Genomic DNA, 22,561 nt, shown 5'->3' with positions numbered 1-22,561 from the left:
GAGGTTGAATCATGAATCCGGTAACGGTAAAAGATCCTAGTCTGGTTGATATGTCCATAGGCAAGCGGAAAAGAAAGCTGCAGAACGAATTGCTGGCAACCGGTTTTCTTGCCCCGTATTTCTTTTTCTTTATTCTCTTTTCGATTGTGCCGATTTTCTACGGACTGTTCGTCAGCTTTCATGATTGGGCGCTGATTGGCAAAGAAGGCTTTGTCGGCCTTCAAAATTACCTCTATGCACTGAAAGATTCGGATTTCTGGGCTTCTCTTTGGAATACGACCTACTTCGCCTTAATCTCCACACCATTTATGATCGTAACGCCTTTCCTGCTTGCCTTAATTCTTGATTCAAAGGTAAAAGGAAAGACCTTTCTGAGAACCGTGTTTTTCATGCCAAATGTATTGTCCGTAGCGGTGGTTAGCTTTGTCTGGATATTTCTTCTTGCGCCTTACTCAGGCTTAGTGAACACGGTGCTGCATAATCTCGGGATTCTCAGTCCGGAATCCGAAATTTTCTGGTTGAATGAACCGCAGCTTGCCTGGATTTCCATCGTGATGATTACGCTTTGGTGGACACAGGGCTTTAACATGATCGTGCTACTCGCAGGGCTGCAAGATATTCCTGCTGAACATTACGAGGCAGCGACACTGGATGGAGCCAATGCTTGGCAAAGACTCAAATTTATCACATTGCCTGCGATGCGAGGCCTTCTCGTACTAATTACTGTGCTTCAAGTGATAGCGTCCTTTAAAGTATTCGGCCAGGTATGGCTCGTTACCCGCGGCGGGCCAGGGAATGAAACCCGGACGATGATTCAATACATTTATGAAACCGGCTTTACCGCCAACGATCTTGGATTATCAACCTCGATGTCATTTATTTTCTTTGTCTTTCTGACGGTACTTTCATTCTTGCAGTTTAAAATTTTCGGTAAAAAAAGTGAATGAGGTGATGAGGAAATGGGTGATTTCGCTGGCTCTAAACGGTGGACGGGTCCAAAAATACTGCTGCACATCATAGCTTACGGTTTGGCAACGATCTTTGTCGTTCCGGTGATCTACATGATATTCACATCTCTAAAACCGCAGGGTAGTGCGATGGGCGATCTGATGGACCGTTTCCTGCCGCCGTTTTCGTTCGAAAACTACGCTTATATTTTTGAGAATGCGCCGGTGATCAAATGGACCATGAACAGCTTAACCATCGCTGTTATTGTGCCTGTACTCAGCTTGACCATGGCTTCACTCGCCGCATTTGCTTTATCGCGGATCGATTTCAGTTATAGGAAGTTAGCTTTCTGGCTCATTCTCAGTGGAATGATGATTCCCGGCGAAGCGACGATTGTTTCCTTGTATATGGTAGCTAACAGCTTGGGGATTCTGGATTCCTATGCAGCCCTCATTTTGCCGGGGCTCGCAGGACCGCTTGGTGTACTAATCATGAAGCAATTTTTCGACGGGATGCCGAATGAGCTGGTGGAAGCTGCGAAAATAGACGGTTGCAGTTTATTTCGGGTGTGGTGGAACATTTTTATTCCATTATCCAAACCGGTGCTGGCTACCTTGATGATCTTTTCTTTCCTAGGCACCTGGAACGATTTCTTGTGGCCATTTCTGGCGATTCAATCGGAAGTCTTGTTTACGCTTCCCATCGGTATCCCGTTTTTCATGAGCTCGTATAACCAGGATGAAACCTTGCCAATGGCGGTGAATGCGTATGCTTCGATCCCGATCATTATCATCTTTATCATTTTCCAAAAGTATATCGTCAAGGGTGTAACGTTATCAGGAATTAAGGGTTAAATAAGAAATTACGAATATGATCAGAGGGATGAGTTGCTGTGTCCAAATGGAGGTGAGCATTTTCGACTTTGAACTGACTAATGAAGAAATGGGGCGCATCCAACGGTTGGACACAGGGACAAGATATTTGGTGGACCCGACCGGCTACATGGTAAACTCGCTGTATGTGAAGCTAATGGCTTTTTGTATGAACATTAAGATCTAAAAAATCCCATCTAGGATAAGCCCTATAAAGACAAGAATGCAGCCGGTCAAAGTGATCGGCTGCATTTGTTCAACTACCTATGAATGATCGGAGGACACGTCTGATGGTTACCGTTTTTCCTTATTTCTTATTCTGTCGGTACTCTGAAGGGGAAACGCCGACGATGGCTTTGAAGACTGAAGAGAAATAGTGCTGGTCTGCGAAGTTCAGTTTGGAGGAGATTTCATTGATGCTAAGATGTGTGTTCAGCAAATATCGCTCGGCCGCTTCAATTTTGTGTTTTCGAAAATAGGCGTATGGCGTAATTCCGTACTTTTCCCGAAACAGCTTGATCAAGTGATTTTTCGAATAGCCGAGTTGTACGCAAAGGTCGTCTAAATCTATTCTATTCTCGATGTTACCGTCCAGACAAAACTTGATCTGCTCAGCTACGGTGGGTGCCTCCTTATGTTCCAATTGGTTCTTTAAGCGCAATACGATTTTCAGTAGAATAACAGTCACTTCGTCAATAAAACCGGAATAGTCAATCTGCCTGGCAGACGAAAGGTTGATCAATTCTTTCATATAGGAAAGAATGTTGCAGTCCTTGATAAGATACGTATTTTCGGGGATATATTGTTTGAACAAAGATTCGGCGAAGTCACCATTAAAGATGATCCAAATTTTATTCCATGGGTGCTCTTCGCTGGAATAATAGGTGTGATCGCTGTGTTTGGTCAGTATGTAAACGTCGTTTTTCTGAGGATACAACGTTTGTGAATTGATCTCTAGGACGCCGCTGCCGTCGATGATATATTCGAACGAAAACAGGTTCTCGCCGTGTCGTTCAATCCGGTAATTTTTGTCGCAATAAGAGATACCCGACATGAGAACATTGAGTGGAAGCTTAGGGTCATTCAAATGCCAGAAATTGAATATGGTTTCGTGCATGATGATAATCCTCACATTCATGATGATTTATCCTATTATAAAGCGCCTAGGTGCATGATAAATTATATCTTGTATGAAACAACATTTAAAGGGAGGGAATAATATGATTTTACGTGCTCCAGCTGTTCCGCTGATAACCGTAGATCCGTACTTTTCTGTCTGGTCGATGGCGGATAAGCTCAATGAATCGGACACCAAGCATTGGACGGGTAAACCTCACCGGATGACAGGCACCGCGCTGGTTGATGGGAAAGAGTATACATTCATGGGGGTTAACCCGGACAGCCTGATCATGGAACAGACAAAGCTAGATATTCATGCGCTCTCAAGCCAATACCAGTTTGTCTGCAATGAAATTTGTTTAACCGTTACGTTCACGACTCCGCTATTGCTAAATGATTTGAAGCTGACGTCCAGACCGGTATCCTATATTCACGTGCAAACCGAATCGAATGACAAGATGAAACATGACGTGACGGTTACCATTACGGTAGATGGGGAACTATGCCAAAACATGAAATACGAGTTTCCTACTGTGTACTCGGATATCAGTGAACCCGGTTTTACTTGCGGTAAGGTGGGCAGCAGAATTCAGCATATGTTAACTAGAAGCGGGGACGACCTCAGAATTAACTGGGGTTACGTATATCTGGCATCAAACCATAGTCGAGCTGCAGTAACCGCTGCCGAGGATGTAAACGTCTACGGGACAATAAACCATACTATGCGGCTGTCTATTGACCTGGATACGGATCAGGACGTAGAAGGACTATTTGCAGTCGCATATGACGATATAAAATCGATCGAGTATTTTCACCAACCGCTTGATGCCTATTGGAAGAAAGACGGAGAAACGATCGAAGAGGCGATTAAGCAGGCTCTGTGCGAATACGATACGTTGCATGAGAAATGTGAGCAGTTTGCAAAGAAATTGTATCAAGACGCCGCGGAATCCGGAAGTGAAAAGTATGCAGACCTGGTATCCTTGGCCTACCGGCAAGCTATTGCCGCACATAAAATTGTTGCGGGTCCTGAAGGAGAAGTGTTGTTCGTCTCCAAGGAAAATTTCAGTAATGGTTGCGCCGCCACGCTCGATGTAACTTACCCGTCCATCCCTCAATTCCTGCTTTATAATCCCGAGTTGGTGAAGGGGATGCTACGACCGATTTTCAAGTACGCTTCAACCGATATTTGGTACTATGACTTTGCTCCCCACGATGTGGGTACCTACCCTCTTCTGAACGGACAGGTATATAGCAATGGAACTACGCCCAACTGGCAAATGCCGGTTGAAGAATGCGGAAACATGCTGATTTGCGTCACTGCCGTCGCGATTGCGGAGCAGGATGTATCGTTTGCCCAAGAGAACTGGGGATATCTTGAAACATGGTGCAATTACTTGATCAAAAACGGCATCGATCCGGATAATCAGCTGTGTACAGACGATTTTGCAGGTCATTTGGCTCATAACTGTAACTTGTCGCTCAAAGCGATCATGGGGATAGCCAGCTTCTCCATCTTGAACCACATGGCAGGAAACGGGGAGAAGGCGGAGGAACTCATGGAGATCGCCCAATCAATGGCGGAACAATGGATGTCCATGGCTGCAAATGATGACGGTACGTTCCGCCTGGCATTCGACCGTCCCGGCACTTTTAGTATGAAGTATAATGCCATTTGGGCTCGAATCTTCGGTCTGAACTTATTCCCTGATGATACGTTTAAGGCAGAGACGCAGGCCTATATCGAAAAGCATTCGGGACCCTACGGCCTGATGCTCGATAACCGCGACACGTATACCAAATCCGATTGGCTTGTGTGGAGCGCCGCATTGTGTGAGAGCAAGGAGGATTTCAATGCCATTATTGATCTCTTATGGCTTGCTTACGACCAGTCGCAGAGCCGTGTTCCAATGACTGACTGGTATTCGACGACCGATGCTAAGATGGTTGGTTTCCAGAACAGATCGGTACAAGGCGGGGTGTTTATCAAGATGCTAATGGATAAGGAAATATGTAGTTTCAAGCGTAAATTCGAGGATGAAAAAGAAGTGAAATCGATCTAAATTTGCAGCCCCGTTTAATGTCGAAATTTGCTTGATATACTTGGGAGGTATTTTAGGAAGAGTAAAGAATCACGTAACAAGGAGGGAATGAAAATGAAATTAAGGAAATTTACTATTCGGAATTATAAAGGTATAAAAGAACTTTCAATTGACATAGAGAATATCTCTGTCATTATTGGGCCAAACAATTGCAGTAAAAGTACCATTCTGCAAGCGCTGAATCAATTTGGAAGTAAAGAACTTCAGCTAAGTAAAAATTTTTATCATAAACATGATATGTCTCAGCCTATTAGTTTTCATGCTACCTTCTCAAATTTGACAGAAGACGAGATCGAGATGCACGGAATTCGAAACTCTATACATAGAGAATCAGGTAATTTCATTGTAAGAGCTATATATAAGGAAGGTTCAAATGTTGAACGTGCTGCCAAAATTTCTGGACCTCTAACCCATGACTTAGGACAAGAAGGCTGGGAAGGAAGACTTGGAGGTGGTAGAAACGGAACTCACTTCCTAAATGTTTTTCCAGAAGTTATATACATACCTGCAGTTAAGGATGCCAATGATGAGCTAACCAATAAGTCTGCTCACATGAAAACGCTGTATAGTCTATATAAAAATGTTGTAGCAGGGTTGCCAGAGTACATTGAAGCATATGAGAAAACTCAGTTGCTCCAGCAAAAAATCAATGAACATAATGATGAAAAGATAAGGTACTTTGAAACTGAAGTGAGGGAATTTCTAAATGAAGTTACTTCAACAGATGTTAAGTTTAAAGTGAATGTTAGTCCTTTAGATGAAATAGTAAGCACTTCCCTCTCAACAAATTTTAATTATAATGGTTTAGATACAGAGTTAAACCATCAAGGGAATGGCGTACAAAGGACGTTTATTTTGTCCGTTTTCAAAGGGTTTAGGAAATACAAACGACGGTTTGAATCAGACAATATTGAAAACAGTAGACATTTAATTATTGCACTTGAAGAACCAGAATTATACTTACATCCACATTTGGCAAGAGTATTTAAAGATACTCTGTATAGCTTAGCAGATGATGGTTTTTTTCAAGTAATTGCTACCTCACATTCTCCTAATTTTGTGGATTTATCAAAGCCAAATAGAACATTATCAAAAGTTTATATAAATCAGGAGAATGAAGTTGGTCTAAAATCAAGTTAATTCAGACGTTTATGGCTTACCAGGACACGAAAAAGAGAGGCTTCAAGCTCTTCTAAGGTTTAATCCTTATGTAAACGAAGTCTTTTTTGCTGATAGAGTAATATTAGTTGAGGGGGATACGGAAGTAATCGCTCTAAAAGTCATAGGGGAAAAGTTAGTTGAAAACGGTCAGCTAAACTCAGAAGATTATTATAAAACTAGTGTAGTTAACTGTAACGGAAAAGGAACAATGTATGTTTTGTTGAACATCTTGAATAATTTTGGTATTACCTATACGATTATTCATGATTACGACATAACTGAACTAGATAGAAAAGGTAGCAGAAGAAGTAGTGTTTCATTAAAGTCGACCTTGACTTTGAATCACAAATTAGAAAAACTAGCATTTGCCCGAGGAAATAAAAAGTTTGTTCTCCGTCATACATTTGAGGCTGAGATGCCACATGATTATGAAAAGGGGTCATCAAAGTCTTTCTCGGCATATGAGTATCTAAACACAAAAGAACTCGATGAGTTGCCGATCGGACTTCTAGACATAGTAAAGGCTTCTTATGGAGTGGCTGAAATTGTACCAGACCATAGGAACGAAATTTTAGTACAGCAGTACGATTGGAGTGAGATGAGAGAAGCTAAAGAACAATGAAATAAACTAAAAGAAACAGATTTCTTAATACGATTGTGGGATGAAGTGCCGGAAGTAACAACTACGTAGACTTTAATAACGTAACAAATACAGAATCCAAGAGATAAAATTGGAAAGTAACAGCAAACGATTAAGTTGTTCAAAAATGTTGGATGTTTATTACAAAACTAGGGAGGCGTCTGACGGACGTTGGGGACGGATTGGGGAACAAATTCGTCTCCAATAGTCATTAAGCCACCAATTGTGGCATAAGCAAATTCGGAAATGCCCATTAGCTCCTACCCTATATCCATCGCTGGCAGCGATGAGGTCAGGGGTTCGATCCCCCTAGGCTCCATATAAAGAAAACCCTTGATGATATATTATCAAGGGTTTTTTGCTTTAGTAAAAGCCATTATGACTCGTCCATGCTTTGGTTACTTTATAAGCTGGAGGTTGCCGGATACAGCTTTAGCCGTACTTACGATAACTGCAGAATGTTTTTTGACCGCGATATTAAGGCGCTCAGAGAGCTGCAGGGCTGAAGACTGCCAATCTAAATCTTCTAATCAGCTAAGGTGTCCAAACAATTGCTGCGCCGTTTCGATAAACAAACGGGCTGCGGGGGAAGCTTCCATCAGGGAAGGGACGGCAATCTCGATGTTGCGATAGGCCTTCGGGTTGGTAGGGACTGCTTTTACACCGGGAGGCAGCCAGGACAAGGAGATCGCGGGTAATAAGGCTGTACCAAGCCCCTGCTCGATCATGCTGAGGCAAGTGTTGACATTATGCACAACAAACCCGAATTGCAGCTCGGCTCCTGCACGTTTGAACAGGTCGACAATCGGTACTTCATACCCACCGTTGCATATGATCATCGGATGCTGGTCCAGCATCCGTACAGGCAATACCTCCTGATCCGCAAACGGTTCATCGTCACGGAACACCGCTAGCATCTCTTCGTTATACAGCGGAAGCGTCTCATAGGCTATATCTATTGGTTCTTTGTCCGTGACGATGATGAGAGCCACATCGATGGTCCTTGAATTGAGCCACTCCTGAATCTCATGGATATTTCCCTCGTGCAGTTCAAACTGAATCTGAGGGTAGCGGTCCCGGATGGAACGGATAATCTTCGGCAGCAGATGGGCGGAGGACATGGGGAAAGAGCCGACACGAATCGTACCAATCTCCAATCCTTTTTCGGCGGCAACGACCTGTTGGATTTTATCATACTGCTGCAAAATCCGGCGGAAAATGACCAGAATTCGCTGTCCCACATCCGTGAGCGCAATGCCGTTCCGCCGATCCCGAATGATTAGGGTGACATCCAGTTCATTCTCCAGGGAAGAGATGGCCCGGCTGACTGCGGGCTGCGTCATATTCAGTTCCTGACCTGCGCGCGTAAAACTTCCTGTCTCGGCAATTTTTACGAATAACTGCAGTTGTGAATTGTTCATAACAAATATGGTATGCTCCTTATGAATAACATGCATTTCTATTATTTCGATGATTATTGTATCATGGAGACACGGAACGATCAACGGGCTGCTCTAGCCCGATTCGGATCGAAGTCCAAATGCATACGCAGGCACAGAGCACGAGTGAAAGGGTTCGAGTTCGACATGTGCCGGATAGGAGACAAACATAATGGCTTTATCACGTTCAAAAGCAGGCTGGGTCCTAGCTTTTCTGGTACTCATGTGGGGAGTGAACTGGCCCCTGACCAAATACGCATTAAATTACACACCACCGCTTTTATTTGCAGGCATGCGTCTATTAATTGGAGGTTTGGTGCTTGGACTATATGCTTTTCCACGGTACAAAACGCTACGGCTCCGGGAAACCTGGCATATCTATGTCATCTCTGCAGTGCTCAACATTATTTTCTTCTATGGCTTTCAGACCATGGGATTGACGGAAGTACCGGCAGGGTTATTTTCCTCCATCGTGTTCCTACAGCCCGTGCTGCTCGGAATCGGGGCCTGGTTGTGGTTGGGCGAGTCGATGTATGGATTGAAAATTGCTGGATTAGTCCTCGGTTTTGCAGGCGTCGCTACCATCAGTATTGGCGGCATGACAGGCATGGTATCACCCGAAGGGGTTGTGCTCGGGTTGTTCAGTGCGATAAGCTGGGCGATCGGAACGGTATACATGAAGAGGACTTCTGCGAAGGTCGACGGGATCTGGATGACTGCCATCCCAATTTTGATTGGTGGGGTTGTACTGACATTGACGGGTACCGCTACAGAGAGCTGGGTTGACGTGCAGTGGGTGCTTCCATTTATATTGGATATGCTGTTTATTTCAGTGTTTGTCATTGCACTGGGATGGCTTGCGTTCTTCAAACTGGTTAGTTCTGGTGAAGCGAGCAAGGTGGGATCATTCACGTTTCTGATTCCGCTGATTGCCCTGCTGTGCAGCGTGCTGTTCCTTGGGGAGTCGGTGACAATCAATCTGATTGCAGGTCTGGTCATGATTGTAGCCAGTATTCTGCTCGTGAACGTTAAGGTGAAAGGCAGCAAGGTGGCGAAAATATAAAGCGTGCGGTGGACTTTCACGAACCGGCAGTTATAGCTGGGGGGAGGTTCGCCGTTTTTTTGAGTTAGGTGGTAGTGCGGAAATGGAATTGTATAGTACCTATGGTTATTGTGATCCGAAGCAAGATTGTTACCTAGACGCGCTACCCGACCGTAATATCGGATACCTGATTTGTATGAAAAATCGTACAAAAGCATGTACACAGTCATTTGTTGTAAGAGAGTTGTACGAAAAAACGTACAAAAACGAATACCCGAGGATACAATTTCAGAAATTTGTACGAAAAATCGTATAAAAATGAGCATGAAGCGATCCTGGAAGGAATTTTGTACGAAAAATCGTACAAAAATGAGCGTGAAGGGATCCTGGAAGAAGTTTTGAACGAAAAATCGTACAAAAATGAGCGTGGAGCGATTCCTAGTAGGAAACTTGTACGAAAAATCGTTCGAAAACGATTATGGAGCGATCCTAGAAGGAATTTTGTACGAAAAATCGTACAAAAACGAGAGTGAAGCGATTCTAGAAGGGAAATTGCACGAAAAATCGTTCAACAACGAGAGTGAAGCGATCCTGGAAGGAATTTTGTACGAAAAATCATCTAAAAACGAGCATGAAGCGATACTAGTAGGAAATTTGCACGAAAAATCGTTCAAAAAACCAGCGTGAAGCGATCTCCGAAGGAAACTTGCACGAAAAATCGTCCAAAATTCAATGATGGCGTGTTTGGCTCATTTCCTTGCAACCTGGGAGCGATTTAGTTAAGATATACATAATTATAATCAGCGCGGCGAAGCACGCCCCGTACTTTCTTCCAGAGCGGAAGCGAAGTCGGGGCGTTTTTGTTCTGCCTTAGAGAGGGGCATGGAATTGAGTTTTGAAATCGAACATGAAAAATGGATAAAGAAACACTTGTCGAACCGCCGCGGGGAGCGGAAAGATGCACTGAGAAGGGGGCATGGGTACGGTAATCACATGTTTGCAGAAAAAATATGGTGGACGCTCATGGGACATTTTACGGGTTTGCATCCGGAATATGAGGTGAAGGACTGGAGAGGACGGTCATATTTTGTGGACTTTATTTGGATCGTGGGTGGGCTCCGGTTCGTATTTGAAATCATGGATTATGGTTCGCATGGCAAAGATCGTTCGAAATATCGATTGGATTTAAATCGAGGGTTGTTCCTGCAATCGCAAGAATGTTACGTAATCTCCATTTCATTGGATGAGATGAAAGAAAATCCATCGTTCGTGCTGGCCATGGTACGGAGCATTTTAGCCCCTTATCTTGCGGCAATCCAAGATGAGAGCGGAACCGTCTATCGAAGATTCGGAAAAATCGAGCGTCAACTGATGCGTCTGGCCATCCGGCATGATCGTATCATTTGCCCTCCGCAAGCAGCGAAAGAACTGGAGATTCACAAGCAAACGGTCATCAAGTATTGCCGTAAATTGGTGGAACAAGGCAAGTTCCGAGCAATACCGACAGGTACTGCTGGCAAGATATATCGATACGAGTACATCGGATCGATTCAAAGTCCCGATCTTTTGTAAACAACTTCAGAGGCCTGTGAATCAGGTAGACGAACGCTCGATCTGTCCAATGTCTGTTACCACACGATGCAGACGTGACGGTGCGCGTATTCGAGATCGGCCCCATTCCAACGTCGACGGGTGCGTATATTCGAGTTCGGTTCTCCATTCCAACGTCGCCGGTGCGCATATTCGAGATCGGCCCCATTCGAACGTCGACGGTGCGTATATTCGAGATCGGTTCTCCATTCGACGTCGACGGTGCGTATATTCGAGATCGGTTCTCCGAACGTCGACGGTGCGTATATTCGAGATCGGCCCCATTCGAACGTCGACGGTGCGCATATCGAGATCGGTTCTCCATTCGAATGTCGACGGTGCGTATATTCGAGATCGGTTCTCCATTCGAACGTCGACGGTGCGTATATTCGAGATCGGTTCTCCATTCGAACGTCGCCGGTGCGCATATTCGAGATCGGCGCCCCATTCCAACGTCGACACCGCCGAGCTATGGACACGAAAAAGAAGACGTCTCAGAACCCGTGCTCCATTCGGATCAGGGCTTGAAAAACGGGGCCCTTTTTAGCCATAAAAATATCCCCTCCAAGTTGCTCGCTTCTCATGATAACATAAGACTTTTTTCGAGCGTCTACTTTGAGGGGATAGTATCAGTTGGTCAAACACTAATTTATTTTGTTGTCCCGAATTAATTGCTGCAGCTGACTGGTGTAAAAGCCAAGCTCAGTCTCTGAGGATAGATCCCGCAGCAGCGCTTGGATTAGGAAGCTCCTTGGTTGTTCTTTGATGAATTCTTCCCGCAGCATTGCCGCTACATCAGACAAATCTTTTTTTCTGGAGTTCGTAATTGACAGATCCGGGATTATGGACTCGATCATATCCATCAATGCGGTTCTTCGTATCTCTTGTGTATAAGTAAGTGCTTCTAAATTAATCATGGAATATTCCTTCATGAGTTCATCGGTGAGCAGGGGACGGGGAGGACGTTGTGCTAATCCCTCTACGAGACCATCCATTCGTTCAGCAATAAAAACGGTTAATTCCTTTTGAACCAGTGGTTTGAACCCAAACAATACATGAAAGGTATACTCTCGGATCAATCCATTAAATATGGCTGTGGCATCCCATTTCCATTCGGATATCGCATCCCCATAATGACGGATCAAGATATCTTGGTAATACCGGAACATATTTAATTGGAGCTGATGAATGACGGAGCCGATTTTATCACTGTTCGCCGGTGGAAGCTCGTTGTGATCACGCGAAATATAATAACCATGCTCGATGAAAAAATCGAACTGGTAAGCGATCTCCTCAAGAAATGTTTCCCTTTTGGGCAATTCTCTTTTGCGGATTCTCTCGACAGCATCAATCATATCTTGCTGGCGTTTATGCAGAATACTGATATACAGTTCTTCTTTGGAGCCATAGAATTTATAGATTGAGCCTTTTGCAATGCTGCAATCATCCGCGATATCTTGAATCGACGTAGCCTGGTATCCTTTTTCAGCAAAAAAACGAATGGCCGATTGCAATATTTTTTCCTTTAACAAGCTCATAGAGCAGCCCCCTTAACGATATACACATAAGCTGGATTCAGAACAAAATCAGGTCACATTAATGGATACATGGATATTATACACACCCATGCCAGAAAGCACTTACCGATTTCCTCGGCGATCATATTCTTTCGACAATACATATTGATCATATCGTGATTTTAGGAACTAATCCAGACACTTTGAACAAGTACTTAATCATGAACCCATTCGATATCGGGATATTTCTCCGCGAGTCGATCCATATCGCTATTCGGGGTACCTTTTAGATACTGATCAAAAAAAGTAACGCTTACCTCATTAATGATGCGATGAACCAATCTCGGATCTTCTCCCGGGTTAGGCAATAACGGGGAAAATAGATGGAAATCCGTATAACTCATATGGGAAGTATGCGGTATCGTCATCGTATATCCGCCTCCCTGCAGCGCATTCGTGCGCCGTCTCACGGTCTCTTCCCAAAATTCTTCGTATTCCTCTTTAGTTTTATCACTCTGGGCTATTGCTTGATCCAGTTTATTGTCGAATACGGCCTTATCGATGCTCTTTTCACCATTCATCTGTAAATATGGCTTCGTTAGTCCAGTGACAGGCATAGGGTCTCCATATAAGGTTCCATCCATATTGATCGCAGCTTTAATCCGGGCATCCTTCATTAACATCTGGGCAGCGGTGGCCCCGCCGTAAGAATGTCCGAACATGCCGATTCGGTCTAAATCAAGACGGCCGGTAAAAAGGTTCTGTTCATCCTGTTTATTCAATTGTTCGAGTCGATCCAAAATAAAGGATACATCCTCGGTCCATAATGGCATGTGCGCGTCAAGCTTTTCAAAACCTGAAAGATTATTCATTTGTATCAAAATCTCTCGGCCGTCTGGATATACCGTTGCAGCTGCATCATAGGGATGGTCGATCCCTACGACGATATAACCATAGCTGGCCAGCTCTTCAACTTGGAAGGTATTCTGATTACGGAAACCCGTCATACCATGCGAGAAAATCAAGATCGGATATTTCTGCTCTGCTGAAGACAGATGGATATTGCTATAAGCATGGGTCTTAACAAGGCCCAGATGGCTTAGCGTCCAAGCTGGAAATGACAGCGCATGCTCGAGACCTTGCGTAATAGCTGATACATCGTGAATGTAGGGTGCGGTTTCTTCCGTTGTTTCTTGTTCGGAAGGATACCAGATCTGTACCATCAGCTCCCGGTTGTCCGTTGGATCGGCAGAGTATTCATCAGGCCGTTCCTTGTCAATAAAGTGGTATACTGTTGTTCCTATAGAATAGGGCCCCTGGGGTTGATTGAAGCTAAACACAGGCAGTAGGACAGGTAGTGCGACCATGACTGACGTGTAGAGGATCAACATTGTGGTCCACAACGAGGCTATGAAATATCTCCTGTTTCTGGGGCGTTGTTTTCTGTTGTTTTTTCTAAAAATGATACAAATCGTAAGGATAACCGAAGCCGCATAACAAGGAATCATTTGCCAACGGCAATCTCCTACAATAATCTGTACAAGCGTTACCGCGTATAAAGCGATTAACGAGTAAATCAGCCAGCTTTTTTTTGTCTTTTGTCCCCAAATGGTGGCTAATGCTAATACGATAATGAAAATAATGATAACCATTTCTCCGAATCTCAAGAAAGTTCCTCCTATGTTTAACGGTTATTATTGTTTTTGTTTAATAGTTTGAAATCTGCTAGCTGCTCAAGGTAACTTTAATAAACCAAAGCGCTGTACAAGATAAAAAGATGCAGGCAAGTCAAAAAGTAGATCAGCCAGGCAGCCTGGTTATAAATCCTGTGGATGAAAAGCGTAATGAGCATTATTGCCGGTATAATAAATAGTCCAATATATTTGTTCACAAACTGGTCCGCGTGTCCTCCGCTAAAATGGATCGGAATGTCTGGAGAACAATAAAAACTAACAATACATGAGGCAAGGACCGAGAGGACAGTGACTGACAGCAGCATTTTAGGATGAAGATAGAGTTTCAATTCAGTACCTCCTTTTAATGGTGCATTAGTTGTTAGTTGTTTGTTTTGGTTTTCTAAGAAAAAAACTAAGAACTAGACCTATACATGCAATGCAAGCAGCCAGGAAAAAGGTGTCCGCAAAGGATGCTGCATGGGATTCCAGAGCGTTGGTTCCAACAGGGTTACTCGGCAGGTTTGATGTCATCTGAGAGGACAAGTACCCCGTGAAGCCGGCTACGGCAAATGAAGCGATTACCTGCTGTGAAGCGCTTGTGAGTGGAGTAACTCTACTTACAAGGTTCTTTGGTGTTGCATTTAATACATGCGTGTTCAAAGACATCATCGATAATCCCATACCGGAACCCATTAAAAATAATACGCCCATAATGAGTGCTAACGAAGTGTCGGTTCGAACAAAGGACATCGTAAACAAGGCTACCGTCATTAATGTCATCCCGGCCAGAAGTGGGGGACGCGCTCCAACTCTATCAAATAATTTGCCTGCCATAGGCATAAAGATCATGGAACCGACCGCCTGAGGAAGCAGGATAAGCCCTGTCGTCAGCGGTGTAAAGTCTCTAATCTGTTGAAGAAGCAGCGGGAAGAGAAGTGCCGAGCCGTACATGGCGGTTTGCATGATCCAGGAAATGATAATACCTCGTGTAAAATCAACGGATTTGAATGCACGCAGCTCAAGCAAAGGCTGTTCTTGTCTCAAGCAAGACCATATGAAAAGAACAAGCGCTATCGCACCAATGATAAGACCGGATAAAGTCTTGGCAGAAGTCCAGTCTACCCCTCCTTCACTGACTCCAAAGGTGATCATCGCAAAAGCTAATGGTCCAAGAATCATGCCGACAATGTCCAGAGACGGAGCTTCCTTTTCTGGAAAGGAAGGTAGATGTTTTAACCCCACGAATAACCCGATTACTCCAATGGGGAGATTGATCAGAAATATCCACTGCCAGCTGACAAACTCAATCAACCATCCGGAAATGACGGGGCCAAGCGCTGGCGCGAGCAGTAAAGGAATTCCAAACATTCCTATAATAGAACCTCTTTTATCCGGAGGTGCTAGGCGATACACCATCGCCATACCAATCGGCGATACCATGCCGCCACCCATTCCCTGAATAACCCGGAAGGCGATTAATTGCTCGGCTGTCTGGGCAAAAGCACATAACACCGATCCGAGCGTAAACAATCCAATGGACATTAGAAACACCCGCTTGGGCTGAAATTTGTCTGACATCCACCCGGCGAGAGGGATAACCGCTGACAAAGCAAGCGTATAGGCGGCTATCGACCATTGAATGGTGTGTAAGGGGCTATCAAAATATTGAACTAGCGTAGGTACGGCGACATTAACGACCGTGCTGTCCAACAGGACCATGAAGGTACCGATGATGACGGCAAGTAGTGGAGCAATAATGTCTTTGATCGTAAAAGGTCTTTCTTCTGAGGCGTTACGGATAATAGTTGATGGATCTGACATGATGGTGAACCTACTTTCTTTAAAATTTTGCAAGAAGATTTGCGGAGCGGAGTATTGCTCTCTCCAATATCGTAAATTTGCCGCGATATTCCGCCCCTTAAACTGATGGTTTTTAATAAAACCAATAAGTCATTTATAATAGTAACGATGAACGTATTCTGTGTCAAACGGGTATCCATCAAGTTTCTTATCGAGAAATATAACATTTCAGTATACTCGTCCATCTAATCTTATAGAGGGCCCTCAAAAGGAGATGAATATCGTGCAAGAATTGGAGCATGAAGTCAAGAGAGCACAGCGAGGAGATCGTGAAGCGTTTATCCAGCTCTTCCGGAGGCTGGAACCCGAACTGTACGGCTTGGCGAAGTCCATTCTGAAACGCGATGAAGATTGTGCGGATGCTTTTCAGGAAACAACACTTAAAGCATATAAATCTTTATCTACATTACAAAAACCGAAGTATTTTAAAACTTGGGTGATTCGGATTCTAATTAATGAATGCAATCAGTTGCTTCGGAGCAGAGAACGAATCGTGGTCATGGCTGAAGTGCCGGAGCACACACGAGCATCCAACTATTACGAAGACAGCCACAAGTTTGATCTTCGTGAAGCGGTAGAAAAATTAGATGAATCGCTTCGAATCGTCATCCATTTATTTTATTTTCAAGATTTGCCTATTAAGGAAATCTCAAGTGTGCTAGATATTTCGGATGGAGCCGTAAGGGCACGTCTTCACAGAGCACGGGGAATACTGTCTGATCAAGTAAAACAAAATCGGAAGGGGAAGCTGGCCTATGAATCCTTTTGACTTGGATAAAGAACTTCGGGAGACCGGGAAGGAGCTACGGCTTGAGGTTCCGGACATCATTCGCCATCGTCAGGACGAAGTCTATGCTTCCTTGGCCGACCTTCCGATGCAAAGCAGAACCGATCATCAATACCACTCCAAAAAGATACGCAGATTTGTGGGAGCAACAGCGGCCGCAGCCATCATTGGGGTGATGAGCAGCGCGTTTGTATCCCCGATTATGGCGGAGTCATTAAAGAATATTCCACTTGTCGGCAGCATCTTTAAGCTTGCAAGTGACCTGGGACTTCAGACAGCGGAGGAACGCGGGCTGGTAGCAGACCCGAACGCCAGCGTTACCCATGAAGGGGTGACCATCCGAATACCTCAGGTTGTGTATGACGGATCCCGTTTGTCCCTGGCAGTTAAGCGGGAGGGCAATGGACTTATTGGTGGCATATCGGACTATGAGATCGTACAGGAAGGCGAAAATATCAAGCATTTATATCAAAGAGGTGCCATAACGAATATCGAGATGTTTGTAGACGGTACCTCACTTTATGACTATAGCGGAGGTAAAAGACCCGGTTTAATGGGGAACCCAACCTCGGATCCTAATGCGATGCTATACCAATTAACTGCCTTTTCCCATCTGGGCGAAGGGGCTCTAACCATGCCGGATCAATTCCTTTTAACAGCCAAAATCACGCTTGAAGGAATTGAAGAGCCATTTATCATCGATCTTCCTGTTCATAAAAGCACAGACCAGATCGTTGTACCATCTGAAGAGACAAGGGAGTGGGGCGGTCTTAAATTGACTCTCGAGCAGCTTAAACTCACTCCATTAACGACAGACCTTATCATTAATATTGAGCCAAGCAGCAAATCGGAAAAAATAGACCATAAAAATTTGTCGTACGAGGTATGGGATGATCGTGGGAGGGTGCTGGGATTGGTAGCTGGCATGGGTATCTACAACAAGGATGGACAATATCATACGGAAATGATGTTTGACCGATTTGAAGATGCACCAGATACCATTACGCTCAAGCCGTTCATGCCTGTATTTCAAGACCCATCGGCCAATTCCGGATTATTTGCAGTCGACAGCAATGGAGAAATTGTCAAGAAGTACCTTAAGGATCTGGAGATCACCATTCCGGTAGACCGCACAAGCCTAGAAAAGCTGTATGACAGTCACCAATAACTAACCATAAAAGGAAATACCCAAGGAGATCACTATGAAAAAAATATATAAAGTCATGTCTTCTGCGACACTAGCAGCCATGCTGCTAGGCGGTGCTGCCTGGGGTAACGCTGAATCGGCCACCGCAAAAACAACTGTGAAGAACACGGCATCGAGCAGTTCCGCACAAAAAGCATTCAACTCAGCCAGTGTGACCCAATCCGGCATTACGCTTGGATTATCAAAGGCGATATATGACGGCAACTATGTCAGCATTACTGTCAAACGGAGCGCCAAAGGACTTACCGGCGGGATTACCGATGGGAAATATGACAGTAAGACCAACGAGTATATTCAACCGAAGGGCGCCATCAGTAATTTAGATATCTTGATTGACGGTAAATCCACAAAAACGTTTGGTAATAGCATGGGAACAAGACCAAGCGTACAATGGAGAGCAGGCGCCAATTCGGACACTGCGCTCATTACCTTAACGGATGCCTCCCAGCTTGGAGGAAATATAGCAGCCTTCCCGGACAAATTCAAGGTCACGGCCAAAATCACCCTGGAGGGTGTAAGCAAGCCGTACAGTCTGGATATTCTGATCCAAAAAAGCGCAACCAAGCCAGTTGTCCTGAAGCCTAACTTAACCAAAAAATCAGGTAACCTAAGCATGATATTGAACAGAGTTAGCCTCACATCTTCTTCCACAAGACTGCAACTCATACTGAGGGGTCAAGATAAGAACTCGAACATTAATTATGATTTTGTCGATAACCAAGGCAACCAACTTAACATGATCTCCGGTAATGGTTCGGACGAGAACAACAAGAATGGTGATTTCTACTACGACTTTCTCCTTGATGGACTCGGCAAAAATGCAAAGTCATTTACAATTAAACCGTACAAAGCGGAGTACATGGATGATGATTCCGGTCGTTATAAAGTGGACAGTAATGGCGAGATCGTTAAAAATTACATGAAAAACTTTGAAATGACAGTTTCTGTGAAATAGAACATTTATGAGGAGGAATTAACAATGAAAACAATGTATAAAGTGATGAGTTCTGTGGCGTTGGCTAGTATGATTTTAGGCGGTGCAGCTTGGGGGACCGTTCAAGCCGCGAGCCAAACCGCGACTAAAGCCCAAGTATCCACGAGCAGCTCAACACAGAACGTATCCAAAACCATAGCCAGCGTTACCCAAGGTGGCATCACACTGGGAGTGTCTGAGGCGTTATATGACGGGAACTATGTCAGCATTGCGCTTCAACGAAGCGGTAAAAAACTTACCGGCAGTATTACCGGTGGGAAATGGGATGAAAAGACTAAAGAGTATGTCCAGGAGAAAGGCGCCATCAATAATATGGAAGTCTTCATCGACGGTAAATCCATTTACGAGTATGGTGGAGGAGAATTAGCCAAGAGACCGAGCTTAGGCACAAAACCGGGTGCAAATGCGGATTCAGCGTTTATGATTATCTCGGATGCTTCCCAGCTTGGCGGCAACCTCGAAGCTTTCCCGGACAAGTTTAAGGTCACGGCCAAAATCAGCCTGGAAGGTGTAGACAAACCATATACGCTGGAGATTCCGATCCAAAAAAGCGCGGGCAATCCGGTTGTTATGAAGCCTAACTTGACCAAAAAATCAGGTAACCTGAGCATGACGCTAAAACAAGTCCATGCAACGTCTACTTCTTCAAGACTTCAGCTCGTCCTGACAGGACAAGAAAAAAATTCAACGATCCTCCATGATTTTGTTGATGACAAAGGAAACAAGCTTGACCTGATTTCTGGAAAAGGTACCGACGAGAATAACACCAACGGCGATTACTATTACGACTTCATTCTTGATGCTCTGGATAAAGACGCGAAGTCGATTACAATCAAAACGTTCACACCTGAATTTAAGGAGCCAAATGCAACACACGGCGAATTCAAATTAGACAGCAATGGTGAGATTGTCAAAAACTATATTCAAGAACTCGAAATGACCGTTCCTGTGAAGTAATTCTATACTGAAACTTATTGCCTAAAAAAGAGGGTGCCCCGCAATCTATGAATCGCGGGGCACCCTTGGTTTCACGGCTCTGAAAGGACTCTAGCCTTCCAAAAAGCATGCTTTTAGGAACAAAAATAATCCGTGTCACAATCGACAGGTTCTTGATTGTTATATAGGTGTAAAACAAATCACACAATATGGAGGAACCATTATGAAAAAGGTTTACAAAGTACTCAGCTCAGTAGCGCTAGCAGGAATCATTGGTACCACTTCTATGGGATATTATCAAACACAGGCAAGTGCAGCCAGTGTCGGAACAACGGTTACTGCAACTGAAAAAGCTGCAACAACTGCACCTGCTGCGGCAGTCAAGAAAGCCGAGCAAACATTAAAGAAAATAACAGGGACTGCCTATAAACTTAACAAAGGTGAGTCCTTCGGCACGAAGGAATGGTCCTATTCCGTTAAAAATTCCCCTTTTAGCCAAGTTATCTTGGATGCAAAAGGAAAAATTAGTAGAGCTAGCATTAGCACTGACAATCTGACCTACCACATCAATGAGGACAAGCTCAGTCACACCTCCGAGTCAATCCAACTGGAAGCGGTAGACTCTTCTATACAACAAGCTGCGGAAGCTGTTTTCGACAAACTGGAGGGTGTGGAGCAAGGAGAGTTGGCCAATGTCTCTCTTATTAAAAAAGGGACTAAACAAGTGTATGAGTTCATGTTCGTAGACGGTGATTTCGGAACGTGGATAGGGATCGACAAAAACACTCTTGATGTACTGAGTGTGAACGCTAGAGCCCTGGCAGATGATCTGTATGGCAAGGATCAGGATGTTATTGATAAATATGAAGAAAGCATCAAAGCGCTCACCGAAAAGCAGCTGTTGGCAAAAGCAACAGAGCAGGCTGAAGCTTGGCTTGGTCTTAATCTGACCGGATACGAAGCAACGAAGGATGCTTTCCCATCTGACCGCGTTGTTTTTGAGAAAAAAGGAGCCCCTACTATTATAGGTAACTTCAATTCGGACGGTATGTTCTTCTTCATCGCCGTGCAGTACCTGTAATACTGAAATCCTTCAACAATTCTCTCAACAAAAAAAGCCTGAAGGGTTCCCTGGGACTGACCCCATAAGGTGAAACAAATTAAAACACTTTCAAGAGATTGCAACCATGTCATGAGATATGGAGACAACCTTGGAGGTGTTTTTGCTTTGGCAGCAAGAGTCAACAACCAGTTGAATTGAAGATGAAGCGGAAGATAGAGTTATATCAAATCATAATCACTTTTATAGGAAAATAATATAAAGTGATTTTTATTGACATAACTAAGAAAACTAAAATAACATTAGAATTATTTTCAACAAGAAGGAGGCAGCTATGAACTTTAAAGAACAATACGAAGAAATTGCAGATGTAGCACGAACCATATTCGATAATCCTGAGCTTGGCTACAAGGAATTTAAAACCAATAAAACGGTGTCGGATTTTCTGAAGAAGGTTAATCCGGATATCGAGCTGCAATCATTCAGCACAACCGGGCTTCGGACAACCCTCGGCAGCGGCAAGCCGCTGAACATCGCTTTTATTGCGGAGTTGGACGCCGTATATGCTCCAACTCATTGGCGATCAGACAAGGCGACGGGAGCGGCACACAATTGCGGTCATTATACGCAGGTGGCGATCGCCCTGGCTTTATACAAACATTATTTTGAATCTAAGGCGTACGAAGCTCTGGATTATAGAATAACGTTTATTTTCATTCCTGCTGAGGAGTATTTGGATCTCGCCTATAGGGACAAGCTGCTCGCCAGCGGTAAGATCTCCTATTACGGAGGGAAACCCGAAGCGATGAAACTCGGCGTGTTCGACGATATCGACATTGGGCTATGCGTACACGCCATGGGTGGAGAGTTTGCGGAACGGACGATAGAAATCAACTGCGACCTGGCTGGATTCCTATACAAGCATTATACGTTTACCGGAAAAGCAACCCATGCGGGTTTCGATCCCTTCTCCGCCAAAAATGCCTACAGCATGTCGACCCTGTTCAATGTGGCGTTAGGCCTGAGCAGGCAGCAAATGAAGGACAGTGAGAAGGTCCGCATGAATCCGATCGTTCTGGAGTCCGACATGTCGACAAACGTCATTCCTAATCGGATTACGGTTGGCAGCGATCTGCGTACTCAGTCGGTCGACTACATGAAGGAAGCGGCCTCCAAGATGGATGATGCGGCCAGGGGCAGCTCGCTGGCTCTTCAAGGCGAGGTCGAGATTAAGACGCAGATGGGATATTTGCCGTTCGTACAGGACCGGTATTTGTCCGAATTCGTCCTGGAGGCGTTCCAAGATAACGAGGAGATCTCTAAGGTTTGGAACAACAACGCCATCAGCGCAGCAGGAGACATTGGCGACCTAGCCTTCATGATGCCTTGTATTCAAATCGGATACAGCGGCTTTACAGGAACGATTCACGGCGACGATTTTAAAGATATCGATCCCGAGTTTATTTACGAAGTGTTTCCGAGATTCTTAACCCAGGTTCTGGAGCGAATGAGCGGACGTATCGACCGATCGAAGCTGTACCGCCGTACATTCGCTGAATACGAGCAGCTCCTTGCGTCGATTGTTGGCTCTAACTAAGAAACAGAAAAGAG

19 protein-coding genes and 1 pseudogene are annotated in these 22,561 nt (G+C 44.4%); 14 read left to right on the top strand and 6 right to left on the bottom strand.

All coding sequences use genetic code 11. The annotated features are described in order from the left end of the window. Positions 1-11 precede the first annotated feature (11 nt). Together NYE54_RS25880 and NYE54_RS25875 are read left to right on the top strand one after the other, a co-directional pair. Positions 12-947 carry a sugar ABC transporter permease gene (locus NYE54_RS25880; protein WP_339267218.1) on the top strand — a complete coding sequence of 312 codons (936 nt, stop codon included), beginning with the start codon at positions 12-14 and terminating at the stop codon, positions 945-947. A 12-nt stretch (positions 948-959) separates the two neighbouring features. Next, on the top strand, positions 960-1,802 hold the full coding sequence (locus NYE54_RS25875; RefSeq protein ID WP_339267216.1) for a carbohydrate ABC transporter permease: 843 nt from the start codon (positions 960-962) through the stop codon (positions 1,800-1,802). Between the two features lie 325 nt (positions 1,803-2,127). Here NYE54_RS25875 and NYE54_RS25870 read toward each other — a convergent pair whose 3' ends face one another. Then, the gene (locus NYE54_RS25870; protein ID WP_339267214.1) at positions 2,128-2,958 is read right to left on the bottom strand and encodes an AraC family transcriptional regulator; all 831 of its coding nucleotides are present in this window, start codon (positions 2,956-2,958) and stop codon (positions 2,128-2,130) included. Positions 2,959-3,040: 82 nt separating this feature from the next. Here NYE54_RS25870 and NYE54_RS25865 point away from each other — a divergent pair, with 82 nt between their 5' ends. The 4 genes and pseudogenes from NYE54_RS25865 to NYE54_RS25850 all read left to right on the top strand — a co-directional run bounded on the left by NYE54_RS25865 (position 3,041) and on the right by NYE54_RS25850 (position 6,824). Next, positions 3,041-5,002, top strand: coding sequence for a DUF4965 domain-containing protein (locus tag NYE54_RS25865; RefSeq protein WP_339267212.1), 1,962 nt, complete (start codon positions 3,041-3,043; stop codon positions 5,000-5,002). Between the two features lie 93 nt (positions 5,003-5,095). Then, positions 5,096-6,181, top strand: coding sequence for an AAA family ATPase (locus tag NYE54_RS25860; protein ID WP_339267210.1), 1,086 nt, complete (start codon positions 5,096-5,098; stop codon positions 6,179-6,181). Positions 6,182-6,281: 100 nt separating this feature from the next. Beyond that, positions 6,282-6,416 (top strand): annotated as a pseudogene (locus tag NYE54_RS25855) (TOPRIM nucleotidyl transferase/hydrolase domain-containing protein); the annotation flags it as partial. A 3-nt stretch (positions 6,417-6,419) separates the two neighbouring features. Beyond that, complete coding sequence (locus NYE54_RS25850; RefSeq protein WP_339267208.1) at positions 6,420-6,824, top strand: hypothetical protein; 405 nt, start codon at positions 6,420-6,422, stop codon at positions 6,822-6,824. Between the two features lie 548 nt (positions 6,825-7,372). On the opposite strand, the gene NYE54_RS25845 is transcribed toward NYE54_RS25850, so the two are convergent. Beyond that, a complete protein-coding gene (locus NYE54_RS25845; RefSeq protein ID WP_339267207.1) occupies positions 7,373-8,263 on the bottom strand; it encodes a LysR family transcriptional regulator in 891 nt (296 codons plus the stop codon). Positions 8,264-8,450: 187 nt separating this feature from the next. On the opposite strand from NYE54_RS25845, the gene NYE54_RS25840 reads away from it, so the two are divergent. Continuing rightward, complete coding sequence (locus NYE54_RS25840) at positions 8,451-9,344, top strand: DMT family transporter (RefSeq protein ID WP_339273665.1); 894 nt, start codon at positions 8,451-8,453, stop codon at positions 9,342-9,344. An 867-nt stretch (positions 9,345-10,211) separates the two neighbouring features. Next, positions 10,212-10,895 carry a hypothetical protein gene (locus NYE54_RS25835; protein WP_339267205.1) on the top strand — a complete coding sequence of 228 codons (684 nt, stop codon included), beginning with the start codon at positions 10,212-10,214 and terminating at the stop codon, positions 10,893-10,895. Positions 10,896-10,951: 56 nt separating this feature from the next. Here the strand turns inward: NYE54_RS25835 and NYE54_RS25830 are convergent, their stop codons facing one another. The 4 genes from NYE54_RS25830 to NYE54_RS25815 all read right to left on the bottom strand — a co-directional run bounded on the left by NYE54_RS25830 (position 10,952) and on the right by NYE54_RS25815 (position 15,927). Further along, complete coding sequence (locus NYE54_RS25830; protein ID WP_339267203.1) at positions 10,952-11,320, bottom strand: hypothetical protein; 369 nt, start codon at positions 11,318-11,320, stop codon at positions 10,952-10,954. A 237-nt stretch (positions 11,321-11,557) separates the two neighbouring features. Beyond that, positions 11,558-12,451 (bottom strand): TetR/AcrR family transcriptional regulator, encoded by an 894-nt coding sequence (locus tag NYE54_RS25825; protein ID WP_339267201.1) that lies wholly within the window; start codon positions 12,449-12,451, stop codon positions 11,558-11,560. 194 nt (positions 12,452-12,645) lie between these two features. Next, positions 12,646-14,097 (bottom strand): alpha/beta fold hydrolase, encoded by a 1,452-nt coding sequence (locus NYE54_RS25820; RefSeq protein WP_339267199.1) that lies wholly within the window; start codon positions 14,095-14,097, stop codon positions 12,646-12,648. Between the two features lie 381 nt (positions 14,098-14,478). Beyond that, positions 14,479-15,927, bottom strand: a complete 1,449-nt coding sequence (locus NYE54_RS25815) for an MDR family MFS transporter (RefSeq protein ID WP_339267197.1) — start codon at positions 15,925-15,927, stop codon at positions 14,479-14,481. Positions 15,928-16,180: 253 nt separating this feature from the next. On the opposite strand from NYE54_RS25815, the gene NYE54_RS25810 reads away from it, so the two are divergent. The 6 genes from NYE54_RS25810 (at position 16,181) to NYE54_RS25785 (ending at position 22,547) form a co-directional block, all read left to right on the top strand. Beyond that, the gene (locus tag NYE54_RS25810) at positions 16,181-16,735 is read left to right on the top strand and encodes a sigma-70 family RNA polymerase sigma factor (RefSeq protein WP_339267195.1); all 555 of its coding nucleotides are present in this window, start codon (positions 16,181-16,183) and stop codon (positions 16,733-16,735) included. Further along, positions 16,722-17,921: a DUF4179 domain-containing protein gene (locus tag NYE54_RS25805; protein WP_339267194.1), complete on the top strand. Its 1,200-nt coding sequence runs from the start codon at positions 16,722-16,724 to the stop codon at positions 17,919-17,921. The genes NYE54_RS25810 and NYE54_RS25805 overlap by 14 nt, the downstream gene beginning before the upstream one ends. Positions 17,922-17,955: 34 nt before the next feature. Further along, positions 17,956-18,915, top strand: coding sequence for a DUF5643 domain-containing protein (locus tag NYE54_RS25800; protein ID WP_339267192.1), 960 nt, complete (start codon positions 17,956-17,958; stop codon positions 18,913-18,915). Positions 18,916-18,939: 24 nt separating this feature from the next. After that, positions 18,940-19,911, top strand: a complete 972-nt coding sequence (locus NYE54_RS25795) for a DUF5643 domain-containing protein (RefSeq protein ID WP_339267190.1) — start codon at positions 18,940-18,942, stop codon at positions 19,909-19,911. A gap of 202 nt (positions 19,912-20,113) precedes the next feature. Beyond that, positions 20,114-20,971 (top strand): hypothetical protein, encoded by an 858-nt coding sequence (locus tag NYE54_RS25790; RefSeq protein ID WP_339267188.1) that lies wholly within the window; start codon positions 20,114-20,116, stop codon positions 20,969-20,971. 313 nt (positions 20,972-21,284) lie between these two features. After that, complete coding sequence (locus NYE54_RS25785; protein ID WP_339267186.1) at positions 21,285-22,547, top strand: M20/M25/M40 family metallo-hydrolase; 1,263 nt, start codon at positions 21,285-21,287, stop codon at positions 22,545-22,547. Positions 22,548-22,561 lie beyond the last annotated feature (14 nt).

The sequence above is a fragment of the Paenibacillus sp. FSL K6-1330 genome (assembly GCF_037976825.1).
In the GTDB taxonomy this organism is placed as follows: Bacteria; Bacillota; Bacilli; order Paenibacillales; family Paenibacillaceae; genus Paenibacillus_AQ.
Note: the sequence above shows the minus strand (reverse complement) of the source record. Positions and strands in the feature narration are given on the sequence as shown.

Bases quoted from the DNA above. Each gene is read 5' to 3' on its own strand.
- NYE54_RS25830 (WP_339267203.1), bottom strand. From the start codon at position 11,320: ATGGAGAACCGATCTCGAATATACGCACCGTCGACGTTCGAATGGAGA.
- NYE54_RS25810 (WP_339267195.1), top strand. From the start codon at position 16,181: ATGAATATCGTGCAAGAATTGGAGCATGAAGTCAAGAGAGCACAGCGA.
- NYE54_RS25845 (WP_339267207.1), bottom strand. From the start codon at position 8,263: ATGAACAATTCACAACTGCAGTTATTCGTAAAAATTGCCGAGACAGGA.
- NYE54_RS25865 (WP_339267212.1), top strand. From the start codon at position 3,041: ATGATTTTACGTGCTCCAGCTGTTCCGCTGATAACCGTAGATCCGTAC.
- NYE54_RS25825 (WP_339267201.1), bottom strand. From the start codon at position 12,451: ATGAGCTTGTTAAAGGAAAAAATATTGCAATCGGCCATTCGTTTTTTT.
- NYE54_RS25800 (WP_339267192.1), top strand. From the start codon at position 17,956: ATGAAAAAAATATATAAAGTCATGTCTTCTGCGACACTAGCAGCCATG.
- NYE54_RS25875 (WP_339267216.1), top strand. From the start codon at position 960: ATGGGTGATTTCGCTGGCTCTAAACGGTGGACGGGTCCAAAAATACTG.
- NYE54_RS25815 (WP_339267197.1), bottom strand. From the start codon at position 15,927: ATGTCAGATCCATCAACTATTATCCGTAACGCCTCAGAAGAAAGACCT.
- NYE54_RS25790 (WP_339267188.1), top strand. From the start codon at position 20,114: ATGAAAAAGGTTTACAAAGTACTCAGCTCAGTAGCGCTAGCAGGAATC.
- NYE54_RS25795 (WP_339267190.1), top strand. From the start codon at position 18,940: ATGAAAACAATGTATAAAGTGATGAGTTCTGTGGCGTTGGCTAGTATG.
- NYE54_RS25785 (WP_339267186.1), top strand. From the start codon at position 21,285: ATGAACTTTAAAGAACAATACGAAGAAATTGCAGATGTAGCACGAACC.
- NYE54_RS25860 (WP_339267210.1), top strand. From the start codon at position 5,096: ATGAAATTAAGGAAATTTACTATTCGGAATTATAAAGGTATAAAAGAA.
- NYE54_RS25880 (WP_339267218.1), top strand. From the start codon at position 12: ATGAATCCGGTAACGGTAAAAGATCCTAGTCTGGTTGATATGTCCATA.
- NYE54_RS25805 (WP_339267194.1), top strand. From the start codon at position 16,722: ATGAATCCTTTTGACTTGGATAAAGAACTTCGGGAGACCGGGAAGGAG.
- NYE54_RS25870 (WP_339267214.1), bottom strand. From the start codon at position 2,958: ATGAATGTGAGGATTATCATCATGCACGAAACCATATTCAATTTCTGG.